11 protein-coding genes are annotated in these 15,061 nt (G+C 71.6%); 6 read left to right on the forward strand and 5 right to left on the reverse strand.

Features of this window, described 5'->3' with window-relative positions; genetic code table 11:
• The 3 genes from BLT43_RS15305 to BLT43_RS15315 all read right to left on the reverse strand — a co-directional run bounded on the left by BLT43_RS15305 (position 1) and on the right by BLT43_RS15315 (position 2,625).
• Positions 1 to 366, reverse strand: coding sequence for an MmcQ/YjbR family DNA-binding protein (locus tag BLT43_RS15305; protein ID WP_090114235.1), 366 nt, complete (start codon positions 364 to 366; stop codon positions 1 to 3).
• Entirely contained in the window at positions 363 to 1,289 is a 927-nt protein-coding gene (locus tag BLT43_RS15310) for a carbohydrate ABC transporter permease (RefSeq protein WP_090114237.1), read from the reverse strand. Before BLT43_RS15310 ends, BLT43_RS15305 begins: the two co-directional genes overlap by 4 nt.
• Positions 1,290 to 1,359: 70 nt before the next feature.
• On the reverse strand, positions 1,360 to 2,625 hold the full coding sequence (locus BLT43_RS15315) for an ABC transporter substrate-binding protein (protein ID WP_090114239.1): 1,266 nt from the start codon (positions 2,623 to 2,625) through the stop codon (positions 1,360 to 1,362).
• A gap of 144 nt (positions 2,626 to 2,769) precedes the next feature.
• Between BLT43_RS15315 and BLT43_RS15320 the strand changes: the two genes are divergently transcribed.
• The 6 genes from BLT43_RS15320 to BLT43_RS15345 all read left to right on the forward strand — a co-directional run bounded on the left by BLT43_RS15320 (position 2,770) and on the right by BLT43_RS15345 (position 12,056).
• Positions 2,770 to 3,591, forward strand: coding sequence for an IclR family transcriptional regulator (locus BLT43_RS15320; protein ID WP_090114240.1), 822 nt, complete (start codon positions 2,770 to 2,772; stop codon positions 3,589 to 3,591).
• Entirely contained in the window at positions 3,584 to 4,645 is a 1,062-nt protein-coding gene (locus BLT43_RS15325; RefSeq protein WP_090114242.1) for an ABC transporter ATP-binding protein, read from the forward strand. Before BLT43_RS15320 ends, BLT43_RS15325 begins: the two co-directional genes overlap by 8 nt.
• A gap of 170 nt (positions 4,646 to 4,815) precedes the next feature.
• Positions 4,816 to 5,619 carry a sulfotransferase family 2 domain-containing protein gene (locus BLT43_RS15330; protein WP_090114244.1) on the forward strand — a complete coding sequence of 268 codons (804 nt, stop codon included), beginning with the start codon at positions 4,816 to 4,818 and terminating at the stop codon, positions 5,617 to 5,619.
• Positions 5,616 to 6,611 (forward strand): glycosyltransferase family 2 protein, encoded by a 996-nt coding sequence (locus BLT43_RS15335; RefSeq protein ID WP_090114246.1) that lies wholly within the window; start codon positions 5,616 to 5,618, stop codon positions 6,609 to 6,611. The genes BLT43_RS15330 and BLT43_RS15335 overlap by 4 nt, the downstream gene beginning before the upstream one ends.
• Positions 6,604 to 7,845, forward strand: coding sequence for a glycosyltransferase (locus BLT43_RS15340; protein WP_110559025.1), 1,242 nt, complete (start codon positions 6,604 to 6,606; stop codon positions 7,843 to 7,845). The genes BLT43_RS15335 and BLT43_RS15340 overlap by 8 nt, the downstream gene beginning before the upstream one ends.
• Positions 7,846 to 8,516: 671 nt before the next feature.
• Positions 8,517 to 12,056 carry a LamG-like jellyroll fold domain-containing protein gene (locus tag BLT43_RS15345; RefSeq protein ID WP_165612636.1) on the forward strand — a complete coding sequence of 1,180 codons (3,540 nt, stop codon included), beginning with the start codon at positions 8,517 to 8,519 and terminating at the stop codon, positions 12,054 to 12,056.
• Positions 12,057 to 12,146: 90 nt separating this feature from the next.
• Here BLT43_RS15345 and BLT43_RS15350 read toward each other — a convergent pair whose 3' ends face one another.
• Together BLT43_RS15350 and BLT43_RS15355 are read right to left on the reverse strand one after the other, a co-directional pair.
• Positions 12,147 to 13,385, reverse strand: a complete 1,239-nt coding sequence (locus BLT43_RS15350) for an O-antigen ligase family protein (protein WP_090114252.1) — start codon at positions 13,383 to 13,385, stop codon at positions 12,147 to 12,149.
• Complete coding sequence (locus BLT43_RS15355) at positions 13,385 to 15,046, reverse strand: GMC oxidoreductase (protein WP_090114254.1); 1,662 nt, start codon at positions 15,044 to 15,046, stop codon at positions 13,385 to 13,387. Before BLT43_RS15355 ends, BLT43_RS15350 begins: the two co-directional genes overlap by 1 nt.
• Positions 15,047 to 15,061 lie beyond the last annotated feature (15 nt).

The following is a 15,061-nucleotide window of genomic DNA, read 5'->3' on the forward strand; positions in this document are numbered from 1 at the left end:
TCAGCTCTCCTCCAGGGGCGGCAGGTCCGACTGCGCCTTCTTGGTCAGCCCGGCGCGCACCCGGCCGTAGCTTGCGGCGATGCGGTGGCGGGCCTCGTCGGGGTCGAGCCCCTCGAGCGTCAGCCCGACCCAGGCGCCGCGGAAATAGGGCGGCTTGTGCGCCGCCCCGGCCTCGACCAGCATCTCGGCGGTCTCGCGGTCGGGGGTGGCGACGACCACGGTGGCGGTGTTGGTGTCGCGGTGCTCGTAATCGCCCCAGCAGGCGAACATCTTGCCGCCGACCTTCCACGAGTCGAGCTCGCCGGGGCCCGACCGGGTCGCGCCGGGCTGGGCGGCGCAGAGCGCGTCGAACTCGGCCCGGGTCACCGGCCCTTCTCCTCGCGGTACATCGACCACAGGAAGTAGGTGATGAAGCACAGCATAATCAGGAACAGCACCACCGCGATCGCCGCGCCGTAGCCCATGCGGAAGCCGTATTCCGACAGCGCCACCTCGAACATGTAGAAGCTGAGCACCCGGCTTTCGCCGAAGGGGCCGCCCTGCGTCATGATCGAGATCAGGTCGAAGCTGCGCAGCGCGCCGATGATGGTGACGACGAAGGCGATGAAGGTGGCGGGCCTGAGCTGCGGCAGGATGATGTGCCACAGCATCCGCAGGCCCTTGGCGTTGTCGAGTCGGCCCGCCTCGATCTGCTCGGGGTCCACGGCGTTGAGGCCGGTCAGGTAGAGGATCATGCAATAGGCGGTCTGCGGCCAGAGGCCGGCGGCGATGATGCCGTAGGTCACCCAGTCCTCGTCGCCCAGCACGTTGACCGGCCCGAGCCCGACCCAGCCCAGCATGACGTTCAGAAGCCCGAAGGACGGGTCGTAGAACCAGCTGAAGACGAGGCCGACCACGACCTGGCTGATCACGAAGGGGAAGAAGAACAGCGACTTGTAGATGCGGATGCCGGTGACGGTCTGGTTCAGGAACAGCGCGATGGCGAGGCCCGCGGGGATCGCGAGCAGGTAGAGCACCAGCCAGATCACGTTGTTTCTGAGCGAGGTGTAGAAGGCGTCGTCCCAGTACATCTCCTCGTAATTGCGCAGGCCGACATATTCGGCCGCGCCGAGGCCGTCCCAGTCGTAGAGCGAGATGTTGAAGCTCTGCCCCACCGGGATCAGCACGTAGATCGCGAAGAACAGGATGCCGGGGGCCAAAAACAGCCAGGGCGTGATGGCGATCTGGTTGCGCCGCCACCACGAGCGGGGCGCGGGGCGCGGGGCGGTGGAGGGGGGCAAGGGGGCCATGGCGACGCCTCGTGCTGGAATGGGTCGAGCCGGGGGCGGCCTGCGCCCCCGGCGGTCCTTCACGCGCGGATCAGTAGATCCGCTGGCGCGCGCGCTCGAGCTTGTCGAGGATGCGGTCGATGTTGTCGGGCTTGACCATGAACTCCTGGAAGCCCTCCATCGCCACCTTGGCCATCTCGGCCGGCGCGTCGCGGTCGAAGAACTGCGCCACGCCGCCGGGGCTGTTGGAGGACAGCGTCTCGAAGCCTTCCTTCAGGAACTCGTCGTCATCGACCGAGGACTGGCTGTTGACGGGCAGCTGCCCCAGCGCGTCGCCGGCGTTGATCGTGGTCTGGTTCTCGGCCGAGGTGACGAACTTCAGGAAGGCGCGCGCGGCCTCCTTGTTCTCGGCGCCCGCCGGGATGTGGAAGGTGTCGGTGGGCGCGTCCTCGGCCAGCTCGACATCGGGGTTGATCGCCGGGAACTGGGCATAGGCCAGCTGCTCGTCCGACAGCCCTGCCTCGCGCAGCGGCGCCACGGCGAAGTTGCCCATCAGGTAGGCCGCGGCCTCGCCGTTGACCATGAATGGCAGCGCCTCCTGCCAGCTATAGGCGGTGTGGTCGTCGATGAAGGCGCCCATGTCGATCAGCTCGCGCCAGTTGGCGAAGGTCTGCTTGACCCGGTCGTCGGTCCACTCGACCTCGCCGGCGGTGAGCGCCATGTGGAAGTCGTAGCCGTTGGTGCGCATGTTGAGGTAGTCGAACCAGCCGGCGGCGGTCCACAGGAACTTGGTGCCGATGGTGAAGCACTTGATGCCGTTGTCCAGAAGCGTCTGGCAGTTCGACTTCAGCTGCTCCCAGTCCTGCGGCTCCTCGAGCCCGTGCTCGGCGTAGATGTCCTCGCGGTAGTAGATGCCCCACTGGTAGTAGGTGTAGGGCACGCCCCACTGCTTGCCGTCGAGCGTCATCGCGCCCTTGGTCGAGGCCAGCGTCTCCGACAGCTCGCCTTCCCAGAGGTCCGAGACGTCCTCGAAAAGGCCGGCATCGACATAGGGGGCCATGCGGTTGCCCGCGTACCAGTTCGCCACGTCCGGCGGGTTCGCCGTCAGGAAGTTGCGGATCTGGGTCTTGTAGGCCTCGCGGTCGATGATGGTCAGCTCGATCTCGAGATCGGGGTGCATCTCGCCGAAGCGCTCGACCATGCCCTCCATCACCGCGCGCGGCGCCGGGTTCGACATGTCCGAGAAGATCTTCAGCTCGCCCGAGAGCGCCATCTCGTGGCTCTCGGCAAGCGCGCCCGTTCCGAGCGCGGTGGTGACGGCCAGCGCGGCGAGCGCGGCGCTATGCTTGATGGTCATGGGTCCTCCTCCCTGTCATGCGCGACCGTCTCATTATTTGAGACGAGGTTTTGCATATTGAAATGATAGCGCCGGTCCTCCTATGCTTGTCAACAGTCGAGGCGCGCCGCGGGCGGGCCGCGACGCGGCGAAACGGGAGGGGACATGAACGCGCAGCAGGCTCCGCAGGGCGGCGACGGCACGATCGGCAAGGCGGTGGCCGTGCTCGATCTGGTCGCGGGCTTCCGGCGGCCGGTGCGCTTCTCGGAGCTCAGGGCGCAGTCCGACTATCCCAAGGCCACGCTCTACCGGCTGGTGCAGACGCTCACGAGCCAGGGGCTTCTGACCCATGATTCGGAGCGCCAGACCTACGCGCCGGGGCTGCGGCTGATGCGGCTGGCGCATGCCGCCTGGCAGCAGGCCTCTCTGGCGCCGGTGGCGCGGCCGCATCTCGACCGGCTGGCCGCCGAGATCTGCGAGACGGTGCATCTCGCGCAGCTCGACGCGGGGCAGGTGCTCTATGTCGACAAGCGCGTCCCCGAGCAGCCGGTCGAGATGTTCAGCCAGGCCGGCAAGGTCGGCCCCGCGCATTGCACCGGCGTCGGCAAGGCGATGCTCGCGCATCTCGACGCGCCGGCGCTCGACAAGGCGGTGGCGCTGCAGAGCTTCTACCGCTTCACGCCGCACACCATCACCGACGCGGCCGGGCTCAGGGCCGAGCTGGCCGAGATCCGCGCGCAGGGCTTCGCCTTCGACCGCGAGGAGCACGAGCCGGGCATCATCTGCATCGCCGTGCCGATCCTGACGGGGCGCGGCCGCCTGCTGGGTGCGCTGTCGGTCACCTCGGTCACGGCGCGCAAGAGCCTGGCCGATCTGGAGACGCTGGCGCCGGCGCTGCGGGAGGCAGCGGCGCGCATCGCGAGGGACACGGAGGCGTGGCGATTCCCCGATCCGGGGGCCGCGCGGGAAGGAGAGAAAGATGTCTGACGTCACCCTGCGCAAGCTGGTGAAGCGCTATGGCGAGGTCGAGGTGATCCACGGGGTCGATCTCGACATCAGCGAGGGCGAGTTCGTGGTCTTCGTCGGCCCCTCGGGCTGCGGCAAGTCCACGCTCCTGCGGATGATCGCCGGGCTCGAGGAGACCACCGAGGGCCGGATCTCGATCGGCGAGCACGACGTGACCCGCGCCGACCCGGCCGATCGCGGCGTGGCGATGGTGTTCCAGACCTACGCGCTCTACCCGCACATGACGGTCGAGGAGAACATGGGCTTCGGCCTGAAGATGACCGGCCACAAGAAGGACGAGATCCGCGAGAAGGTCCGCGAAGCGAGCCGCATCCTCAAGCTCGACGACTATCTCAAGCGCAAGCCCAAGGCGCTGTCGGGCGGCCAGCGCCAGCGCGTGGCCATCGGCCGCGCCATCGTGCGGGGCCCGGAGGTGTTCCTGTTCGACGAGCCGCTCTCGAACCTCGACGCCGAGCTTCGGGTCGACATGCGGGTCGAGATCGCGCGGCTGCACAAGGAGATCGGCGCGACGATGATCTACGTCACCCACGACCAGGTCGAGGCGATGACGCTCGCCGACAAGATCGTCGTGCTCCGGGGCGGCAACATCGAGCAGGTCGGCGCGCCGATGGATCTCTACCGCGACCCCGACAACCGCTTCGTCGCGGGTTTCATCGGATCGCCCTCGATGAACTTCCTCTCGGGCTCGGTGGCCGAGGGCGGTGTGCTGGCGCCGGGCCTGGGCGACGCGCCGGTGGCGACCCAGGCGGCGCTGCCCGCGCCGGGCACGGAGGTGATCCTCGGCGTGCGGCCGCAGCACCTTGCGCTGGCCGAGGGCGACAGCCACGCCGTCGACCTGGTCGAGAAGCTGGGCGGCGTCTCCTACGCCTATCTCGTCGCCGCCACCGGCGACCGGCTGGTGGTCGAGCTCGACGAGGACGACGCGGCGCCGCAATCGGGCACCCGCGTCGGGCTGCGGGCCGAGCCGGGCCGCGCAATGGTGTTCGACGCGCAAAGCGAGAAGCGGCTGCGCTGAGGGCCCGCGCCGCGGCTAGGCAGGGCCGGGGATCTGTGCGACACTCGCCGCGTCGGCCCGCCGCCTGACGGTTTGCGCGGCGGGTCGTGTTCGTGTCCGCCCGGGCGTGTTTGCCGGGCCCGTTTTCGCCAGTGTCCGTTTAACCAGTGCCGGTTTCACCAGTGACCCAGATGCTCGACAACCGTACCCTCCTCGACAAGACCGGCCTCGCCGGGTTGCAGCGCGGCATCGACCGCGCCCGCGGCGTCGGCCGCAACCACTTCATGATCGAGATCGCCGGCCGGCGGCTCGGCTACTGCTACATCCGCAAGAACGCCTGTTCGAGCTTCAAGCGGATGTTCCTCGACCTCGCCCCGCCCGATCTGCCGCGCCGGCCGGACGAGCGGCCGATCGACTTCATGCGCCGCCACTTTCGGATGACGCCCGAGGATTTCGAGCGCTGCGACCACCTCGTACTGGTGCATCGCGAGCCGCTGGCGCGGCTGCTGTCGATGTTTCGCAACAAGTTCGTGGCCGAGACCGGCGCGCAGGACATCACCCGCAGCTTCGAGCGGCTGGAAGGCCGCCCGGCGGCACAGGCGAGCTTTCGCGACTTCGCCACCCGCTACCTCGCGCGCGACTTCGCGCGGATCGACCGCCACGTGCTGCCGCAGCGGCTGCACCTGGCGCGCGCGGTCTACACCGACGTGATCCCGATCTCGGACCTGCACGACCGGATGGCCGCGATCCTCGGCCCCGATCTCGCGGCGCGCTACTTCGCGCGGCCGGTCAACCGCAGCTCGCACGTGCCGCTGGTCGCGATGCCCGGCGCCGCCGAGCGGCCGGTGGCGGAGCTGCGCCGCCTCTACGCCGAGACCGGCACCATGCCCGACGATGACAGCCTGCTGCCGCCCGACCTGCGCGCCCGGCTGCTGGCGCGCTACGCGATGGACCGCGATCTCGCCGGGCCGGCGGCCGCGGCGCGCCCGGCATGAACGCGCCCGAAGCGCCACCCGTGCCGCCCCTGCCGCGCGTGGCGGTGGTGATCGCGGCGCATGACGCGGCCGCGCATGTCGACGGCGCGATCGACAGCGCGCTGGCGCAGGCCGGCGTGGATCTGCGCATCCTCGCGGTGGACGACGCCTCGCGCGACGCCACCGCCGCGCATCTGGCGGCGCGCGCCGCGGCCGAGCCGCGGCTGCTGGCCCTGGGCTGCGCCCGCAATCTCGGCCCCGGCGGGGCGCGCAACGTCGCGCTGTCGGACGCCGCGCTGGAGGGGGCCGACTGGGTGGCGGTGCTCGATTCCGACGACCGGCTCGCCCCGAACCGGCTGGCGCGGCTCTGCGCCCGCGGCGCCGAGACCGGCGCCGACGTGGTGATCGACGATTTCTGCCCGGTGGACGGTGCGGGCCGGCCGCTCGGGCCCCCGGCGCTGGTGCCGCGCCGCGGCGGCGGGCCGGTCGGGCTCGAGGACTGGATCGGGCTCAACGGCTTCGGCTTCCGCGAGGCGAGCTTCGGCTACGCCAAGCCGGTGATCCGCGCCGAGTTCCTGCGTCGCTCCGGCCTGCGCTACGACCCGGCTTTGCGCAACGGCGAGGATTTCCACCTGCTGCTGGCGGCGCTGCTGGCGGGCGGGCGCATCTGGTTCGAGCCGGTGCCGGGCTATCTCTACACCCATCGCGAAGGCTCGGTGTCGCGCCGCGCCCGGCCCGAGCATCTGAGCGCGCTGGCCGCCGCCGACGCCGCCGTGGCCGACGAGCTCGACCGCCGCGGCGCGGTCGGCGCGCTGGCGGCGCTGCGCCGGCGCGACGCCAACCTGCGGCTGCTGCTGAGCACCGAGGAGATCATGGGCGCGCTCAAGGCGCGGCGGCCCGACCGGGCGGTGCGGGCGCTGCTGCGCCACCCCGGCGCCGCCGGCCGGCTGGGCCGGCATCTGGGCGAGGCGCTGCAGCGCCGGATGCCCGCGATGCGGCGGCGCCATGTCTGACACGAATGCGGCGTCGGACCGGGCGGTGCTGGTGGTGGGCCGGCGGCTCGACGACCTGCGCTCGGGCAACGGCCAGTACCTCGTCGCCTATCTCGAGGCCTGCCGCCGCGCCGGCTGGCGCAGCCGGCTGCTCTTCGCGCCGCGCCGCGCCTTCGGCAACCTCGCCTGGGCGCGGGTCGCCCCCGAGATCGCGGCGCTGGTCGAGGGGGTCGACTGGCCCGGCGCGGTCCGGATCGGCGGGCTCTACGTCTCGACCGCGCCGGTGGTCTGGGCCCGGATGGCGCGGCGGCTGTGGCGCGAGGCGGCCGGGCGGCTGCGCGGCCGGCGGCAGCGCGCGCCGCCCAGCCTGCTCGGGGCCGAGCTCGACCCGCGCGAGGCGGCCGAGACCGCCGACTGGCTGCGCCGCCGCCCCGCCGGGCTGCTCACCGCCGAGTACAGCAGCCTCGCGCCGCTTCTGGACGGGCAGGGCGCGGCGCGGCGCGCGGTGCTGCTGCACGACCTCTTCGCGCTGCGCGCCGAAAGCTTCGCCGCGCGCGGCCTGCCGCCCGACCATGCCGCGCCGAGCCTGGCCGAGGAGGCCGGGCGTTGCCGCGCCGCGACCCTGCTGATCCATGCCAGCCGGGTCGAGGAGGCGCGGCTGCGGCCGCTCCTGCCGCAGGCCGAGCATGTCTGGCTGCCCCCGGCGATCCCGCGCGACGGCGCGTCGCCCACGCTGCGCGACCGGATCGCGCCGCCGGCGGCGCTGTTCCTGGGCACCGACCATGCCGGCAACCGTGCCGCGCTCGAGCTGCTGCGCCGCCGGGTCTGGCCCGGCGTGCGCCGGCAGCGGCCCGAGGCGGTGCTGCGGGTGGCGGGCTCGATCGCGGCGGCGCTGTCGCCGGCCGAGGCCGCGGCCGAGGGGATCGAGCCGCTCGGCCCGGTGGCCGACCTCGCGACGCTGGGCGGGCCCGACGCGATCGGGCTGGCGCCGATGGAGCTGCGCAGCGGCGTGCCGATCAAGGTGGTCGACTACCTCGCGCTCGGCATGCCGGTGGTCGCGAGCGCCGGCACGCTCGACGCCTTCGGCCCGGCGCTGGACGGTCTGGTGATCGAGGCGGCGGACGATGCCGACTACGCCGCCGTGGTAGCGCGGCTGCTGTCGGACCCGCGCGAACGCCGCTGCCGCGCCGCCGCGGCGGCGCAGCTCGCGGGGCGCCTGTCGCCCGAGGGGCTGGTGGCGGCGCTGCGCCGCTGAGCCCGAACCGCCTTCGGGCTGAGAATCCATTTCGAAATTCCCCCTGGAATTGAATCCCGGCGTGTTTTTCGGGCAACCCCCCGATTCATAAATGAAATTTCAATGATTTCGGGCCGATATGCCGGCTCGGGCAGGGATATCCTTGGCGAAACTCCGCCGGCTTCCGAGGGGTCAGGCGTACGGCATCCTGCCGATGGTGACGAAATGCCGGGTGGTGTTGTTTTGAATGTCTAGCCCCCCGGCAGAAAAAATGATGGGTGATGTGTCATCGATTCCACTCGGCCGAACCGGGTGGCAATGACTACACCGGAGGGTGAATGGCGCAGGCAGGCGACAGCCAGAGAAAGAAGGGGGGAGCGGCCGGTCCGGCCGGACGCTTCGGGAGCGATTTATCTGGAATCAAATGAGTAATTGAAGATTCCCCTTTTCCGAATTGGATCGATGCCGGCCCGGCGCGACATTTCGGAATCCGGGATGCGAACGGCGCGGCCCCAGCGGCCGCGATCAAAAACACCGGCAGATCAACTCGCTGGCATCGGGCGGACAGTGAAATTGCGCGGCCTTTGGGCCGAATTGCGAGATGCCTTCCCGATACGAGACATCATTCGGGCGAATGATCGCCGGATTGCACAACCGTTATGAGGGGCGCGCGCCTCTCTGGAGACTGTAGTATGGAACACACCGAGATGAACAAGATGGGGCACAGCCACACGCTGTCCCTGTTCGACCCGGCCAAGGCCACCCATGTCGCCGTCAAGAACGGCAACTGGACCGACCCGTCGAGCTGGAAGGGCGGCAAGGTGCCCGGCCCCGACGCCAAGGTGCACATCCCCGAAGGCATCTCGCTGCGCTACGACTCGCAGTCGCAGGCCCGGCTCGAGACGGTGCGCGTCGACGGCGCGCTCGACTTCGCCACGCGCTCCGACACCTACATGAAGGTCGAGAACTTCTTCACCGGCCCGCAGTCGCGGCTGACCATCGGCACCAAGGACGACCCGGTCGCCGCCGACGTCACCGCCAAGGTGGTGATCGCCGACGGCCCGATCGACCTCAAGGCCGATCCCGGCCGGCTCGGCAACGGCCTCGTGGCCGAGGGCCGGGTGGAGGTGCACGGCGCCGAGAAGGCCTCCTACGCCACGCTCGACGGCGCGGCCAAGGCCGGCGCCAAGAGCATCAAGCTCGAGGCCGGCGCGCAGGGCTGGACCGCCGGCGACAAGATCGTCGTGATGGGCACCAAGCAGGGCAAGTTCCAGGACGAGGAGCGCGAGATCGTCTCGGTCCGCAAGACCGATGGCGGCGTCGAGCTGGTGCTCGACAAGGCGCTGTCGCATGACCACGCCGCCCCGGCCGGCCACGATCTCGACGTCTATGTCGGCAATGCCAGCCGCAACGTCGTCTTCACCTCGGAGAACCCCGAGGGCGTGCGCGGCCACGTGATGATGATGCACAACCCCGACGCGCAGATCCGCTACGCCGAGTTCGACGAGCTGGGCCGCACCGACAAGTCGCGCCCGCTGCACGAGAACGGCAATGTCGAGGCGCGCTACCCGCTGCACCTGCACGAGACCGGCACCTCGCCGGATTCGGGCATGGCGGTGCTCGAGGGCAACTCGGTGCACGGCTCGCCGGGCTGGGGCATCGTCCAGCATTCCAGCCGCGCCGCGGTGGACTACAACTTCGTCTACGACATCGACGGCGCCGGCATCGTGTCGGAGGACGGCGACGAGACCGGCCAGTGGGTCGGCAACTTCGTCACCGGCATCAAGGGCGCGGGCGAGGACTTCTCGGTCGAGCGTGACGAGCACAAGGCCGATTTCGGCCATAGCGGCGTCGCCTACGAGAACCAGGCCCGGCAGATCGTCCAGCAGGACAACATCGCCGCCAACTCCAACACCGCCTGGATGTTCCGCGCCGCCGAGATCAGCGTCGACAACCCCGACCGCGGCTCGCTCGACTTCGACCCGGCGCCGCTCAAGGCGGAGCTGAACAACGAGGAACCGGCGATCGTCGGCTTCCACCGCAACAAGGCGATCGCGGTCGACACGGTGCTCGACACCGGCCACCGCCAGGACATGGCCTCCTCCACCGACCTGCGCAGCGACATGATCGAGCTGACCGCCTGGGAAGTGCAGCGCGTGCTCGACATCTTCAACTACACCGGCGAATACGTGATCCGCGACGGCCTGTTCATCGGCGCCGACAATGCCGGCCGCGCGGTGGTGCTGCCCGAGAAGCACGAGAGCACCTCCTTCGTGAACACGCATTTCGAGAACTTCCGCACCGCGGTGTTCGACCGCGGCGGCAACAGCGACGGCGTCTATGTCGGCAACAGCTTCGCCAATGTCGGCAAGCGGCTGGTCTCCGACTACTACGGCGACGAGCGGCTGCAGTCGGGCAAGGCGGCGAAGACGGCCGACCGGCCGAAGGTCGAGATCGACCCCTCCTCCGACCTGACGCTGGGCCCGCGCGACGACGCGCTGTTCATCAGCGGCAAGATCACCGACAGCGTCGGCACGCTCGGCCTCGGCACCAACCGCTGGGTCACCACCCCGAGCTGGGACGAGGACGGGATCGACAGCACCGACAACAAGATGGGCCACCCCAAGGCCGAGCAGCTGATCGAGCTGCACGGCGCGATGCGTGACGGCGACGGCTGGGTCATGCCCTTCGCGCTGTGGGTGACCGATCGCGGCACCGGCGAGCACCACGCCTACCGGATCGACGTCAAGCTCGAGGGCTTCTCGGACGAGTACCTCGCCAAGCACCAGATCGACGGCTTCAAGCTGCCGAGCGGCGAGATCCGGGTGATCGACTCCGGCGCCGCGGTGATGCCCGAGGGCGGCCACGACCTGCCCAAGCCGCAGCCGGAGACCCCGAAGACCGAGGAGCCCAAGACCGAGGAGCCCAAGGTCGAAGAGCCGAAGGTCGAGGCGCCCGTCGAGGAGACCCCGACGCCCGAGACGCCCGAGACCGACGAGCCGAAGGCCGAGATGCCCGAGGACGAGGCCGAGGACGCGCCCGCGCCGAGCCAGCCCGCGACGCCCGGGGCCGGCGGCACGCCGACCAAGACCGTCGGCGAGGCGCTGCGCTTCGACGGCACCGGCGTGGCCGTGCCCGAGATGCGGCTCGAGGACGACTTCACCGTCGAGGCCTGGGTCAAGCTCGAGCCGGGCAAGAACATCAACGCCGCCGACGCGATCCTCGGCAGCTCGGGCTTCGACCTGAGCTTCCTTAACGGCCGGCTCACGGTGCGTGACGGCAGCGACGTGATCGCGAAGTCCGAGGTGGCGGCGCAGGCCGGCGAATGGACCCATTACGCCGTGGTCCGCGACGCCGGCGAGGTGCGGGTCTATCTCGACGGCGCCGAGGTCGGCCGCTCGGTCGGCGACTGGAACGACGCGGTGACGTTCAACATGCTCGGCGACGGCCAGACCCGCAAATGGGGCCTGACCGGCGAGATGGACGACGTCGCGGTCTGGTCCGAGGCGCGCAGCGCCGAGGAGATCGCCGCCGGCATCCCGCAGGCCGCCGACGGCCTGGTCGCCGGGTTCGGCGTCGAGGCCGGCGCGGTGGACTCGGTCAAGCACAGCGCGGCCGACGAGGTCGCGGACGAGGCGGCCAACGAGCCGGCGGACGAGGTGGAGGCGACGACCCCGGTCGAGCCCCAGCCCGAAACCGAGCCCGCGCCCGTCACCGAGCCCGAAGCCGAGACCAAGGCCGAGCCCGAGACCGTGACCGAGCCCGAAACCGGCTCCGAGACGACCGCCGCGCCGGCCCCGGCCGCGCCGGAGGAGATCTCCCCCGACGAGGCCGCGGCCTGGATCGTGGGCGGTGACGGCCGCGACCGGCTCTACGGCACCGACGCCGCCGACCTGCTGCGCGACGGGCTGGGCGACGACAAGATGTACGGCGGTGCCGGCGACGACGTGTTCCACTTCGAGGGCGGCCGCAGCGACCGCGCCTGGGGTGGCGAGGGTGCCGACATGTTCGACATCCGGCCGATGCTCGCGAACGACCGCGGCGACAAGGTCAGCATCGAGGACTTCGAGATCGGCGTCGACATGTTCCCCGAGGGGCTGTTCGAGCAGGTCGAGCATGTCCGCTCGAACGACCGCGGCACGGTGCTGCATTTCGACGGCGGCGACCGGCTGCGCATCGCCGGCGTCACCGACCCGGCCGAGCTGTCCTTCGCGGACCTGCTGATCGCCTGATCGGCACCGGACCGGCGGCGCCGCCCCTCGACGGGGGGCGGCGCATGGCCCGCGCCCCGAGGGGCCCGCGACCTTGCGGTCGCGGGCCCCTCAGCGTTTCAGCGGGTGCTTCGAGGCGTAGACCGCGCCGATCCAGATCAGCATATGCGCCAGCACGAAGGGGCGGGTCAGCTCGCTCTCGACCATGGCGCGGATCAGCTCGACCATCGTCACCACCATCAGGAAGACGAAGGGCATGCCGCCGCGCCGCACCAGCTGCGCCAGCAGCCGCCCGACCGCCCAGACCAGCATCAGGACCGTCAGCCCGATGCCGACCAGCCCGTGATGCACGCCGATCTCGTAGAAGGAGTTGTGGAAGGAGAAGACCTGCTTGGGGCTCTTGTGGAACTCCTCGAAGATGCGGCGGACCAGCTCGTTCTCCTCGTAGCGCCAGAAGCCGCGCGCGCCGTGCCCGGCGACGGGGCGCTGCGCGATGACGTCGCCGGCATAGGCCCAGAGCTCGGTGCGGCCGGTCAGCGTGGTGCTCTTGCCGAGCGCGCCGAGCAGCAGCTCGAAGGGCGACAGCGCGGTCAGCGCCAGCCCGGTGGCGATCGCGCCGGTCAGCAGCCCCGCCAGGATCAGCCCCAGCGCCAGCCGGTCCGGCGGCGCGTCGGCGCCGCGGCCCCACAGGAAGACGAAGCCCATCACCAGCCCCAGCACCAGCACCGCCAGCACCAGCGCCGTGGCCGACTGGCTGGCCAGGATGAGCATCAGCGCCAGCCCCGCCAGCGCCGCCGCCAGCAGCCGCAGCCACAGCCGCACCCAGCCGTCGAGCGCGACGCAGAGCGCCGCGGTCCACAACAGCAGCATCTTGGCGCCCAGCATGTTCTTGTGGGCGAAGATGCCGGTCATCGCGCCGTCGTGGTAGCTGGTGATGAACAGGCTCAGCACGCCGGCGAAGCCGGTGGCGGCGAGCGCGGTGAGCAGCACCTCGCGCGGGCTCATCCACGCCGCGATCAGCACCGAGATCACCACGGTGAGCTGCATCTGCACCGCCCCGCGCAGCGCCTCGGCCGGCACCACCGCCAGCGGCGCGGTGAACATCGCCCAGACCGGCAGCAGCGCCAGCGGCCAGCAGCGCAGCAGCAGCGGCAGCGTGACATGGCGGTCGCGCAGCGTCGCCACGGTGAAGTAGAGCGCCAGCGGGTAGAGCAGCAGCTCGTCGTTGCGAAACACCGTGAAGGTGACGATGAACCACAACAGCACCAGCCCGCGCTCGACCCGTTGCAGCCGCGCGAGGCCGGGGCGCGGCGCGGCCAGCGGCAGATGCGGCGAGAGCGAAACCGTCATCAGGACACCCCGTCCAGCGCCGCCCGGCCCGGGGCCGGGATCGCCGCGTCGGCCAGCTCGGCCGCCAGCCGCAGCGCCAGCGCCACGATCGACAGCGTCGGCGGCACCGCGCCGGGGCCGGGAAACAGCCCCGATCCGGTGAGGTAGAGCCCGTCGAGCCCGTGCGGCCGGCCGGCGGCGTCGGTGACGCTGTCGCCGGCGTCGCGGCCCATCCGGAAGCAGCAGGTCTGGTGGTAGCCGTCGCTGGCCTGGGCGCGGATCAGCGCCGCGGCGGCCGCGCCGCGCGCTTCGGGCCGGTAGAGCCCCAGATCGCCGGGCGCGAGGCACAGCGCCAGCCGGTCATGCGCGCGCAGCACCATGTCGATGTCCTCCTCGTCATAGGCGTAGCGGATCTGCAGCGCCGGCAGACGGTCGGGCCGGACCGGGCCCGCAAGCTCGATCCGGTTGCCGGGGCGTGGCCGCATCTCGGCATGGTAGCACAGCCGGTAGAGCCGCGCGCGGTTCGGCACCAGCGCGTCGAGATGGCGGCGCTGCGGGTTGCGCCGGGCGCGGATCAGCCCCGGCGCCATGCGCAGCGCGAAGGGCCCGTCATAGAGCAGGTTGCGCAGATGCGCGCGCGCCGGCGAGGCGGCGGCGCCGGGCAGCGGCGCGCCGGCGGCATGCACCGTCAGCTCGCCGCGCACCTCGCGGCCGCGCAGCCGCGCCAGCAGGTGCTTGGCCGACAGCACGCCAGAGCCGTGGCCGGCATCGGCGGCGGGGCGGTTGCGCAGCCAGAAGAAGATGCCCGCCTCGGCCGGGCGCGACTGCGCGCCGGGCGCGCGCGGCGCGCCGCGCATCACCCGGCGCCGGAAGCCGCCCTGCGGCTCGGGCCGCCAGCCGAAGGCGCCGCCATCGACGCCGGGGGCGAGGCGCAGCCCGGCGATGCTGCCGGTCAGGTGGCCGCTGTAATGCCGCCCCAGCGCCGCGAGATGGCCGAGCAGGTCGGGCCGGCGCGCGCGCTCGGCCAGCATCAGCCGCGCCGTCTCGATCCCGCCGGCGGCGAGCACGGTGGCGCCGGCGGCGATCTCGACCGGCGGCTCGGCGCCCTGGCCCGCCACCCGCAGGCCGGTGCAGCGCGGCCGGCCCTCGGGCCCCTCCTGCCATGTCAGCCCGACCACGGTGGCGCCGGTCAGCAGGTCCGGCCCGCCGGGCGCGGCGATCCGCGCCGCGTGCTGGGCCGAGAGCGGCGCGTCGGTGGCCAGCATCTCGACCGAGTCGAGGTCGATCTCGGGCGCGTCGGGCGGCGGCGGCGGCGGCCCGTCGGGCGGGCCGCCGAGAAACCGCGCCGCCGGGGCCAGCCAGCGGGCGTAGTCGGCATGCGGCAGCGGCCAGCCGTCGCGCGCGAAATCGCGCGCCGAGAAGGCCATCAGCCGGCCGCCCCACATCCACGACGTGCCGCCCAGGGCGCGGCAATGCGTCTCCTCGGCCGGGGCGTGCACCGCAGCCTCGGGCAGCGTCGCGCCGGGCGGCGGCGCGGGCTCGGCGGCGCCGGCCTCGACCAGCAGCACCCGGCGCCCGGCCTCGGCCAGCGCCAGCGCCGCGGCGAGCCCGGCCGGGCCGCTGCCGACGACGCAGATCTCGTAGCCGCGCGCGGCGGCGGCGGCGCGGCTCACCCGTGGCATGGCGCGGCTCCGGGC

It is taken from the genome of Limimaricola pyoseonensis (assembly GCF_900102015.1).
In the GTDB taxonomy this organism is placed as follows: Bacteria; Pseudomonadota; Alphaproteobacteria; order Rhodobacterales; family Rhodobacteraceae; genus Limimaricola; species Limimaricola pyoseonensis.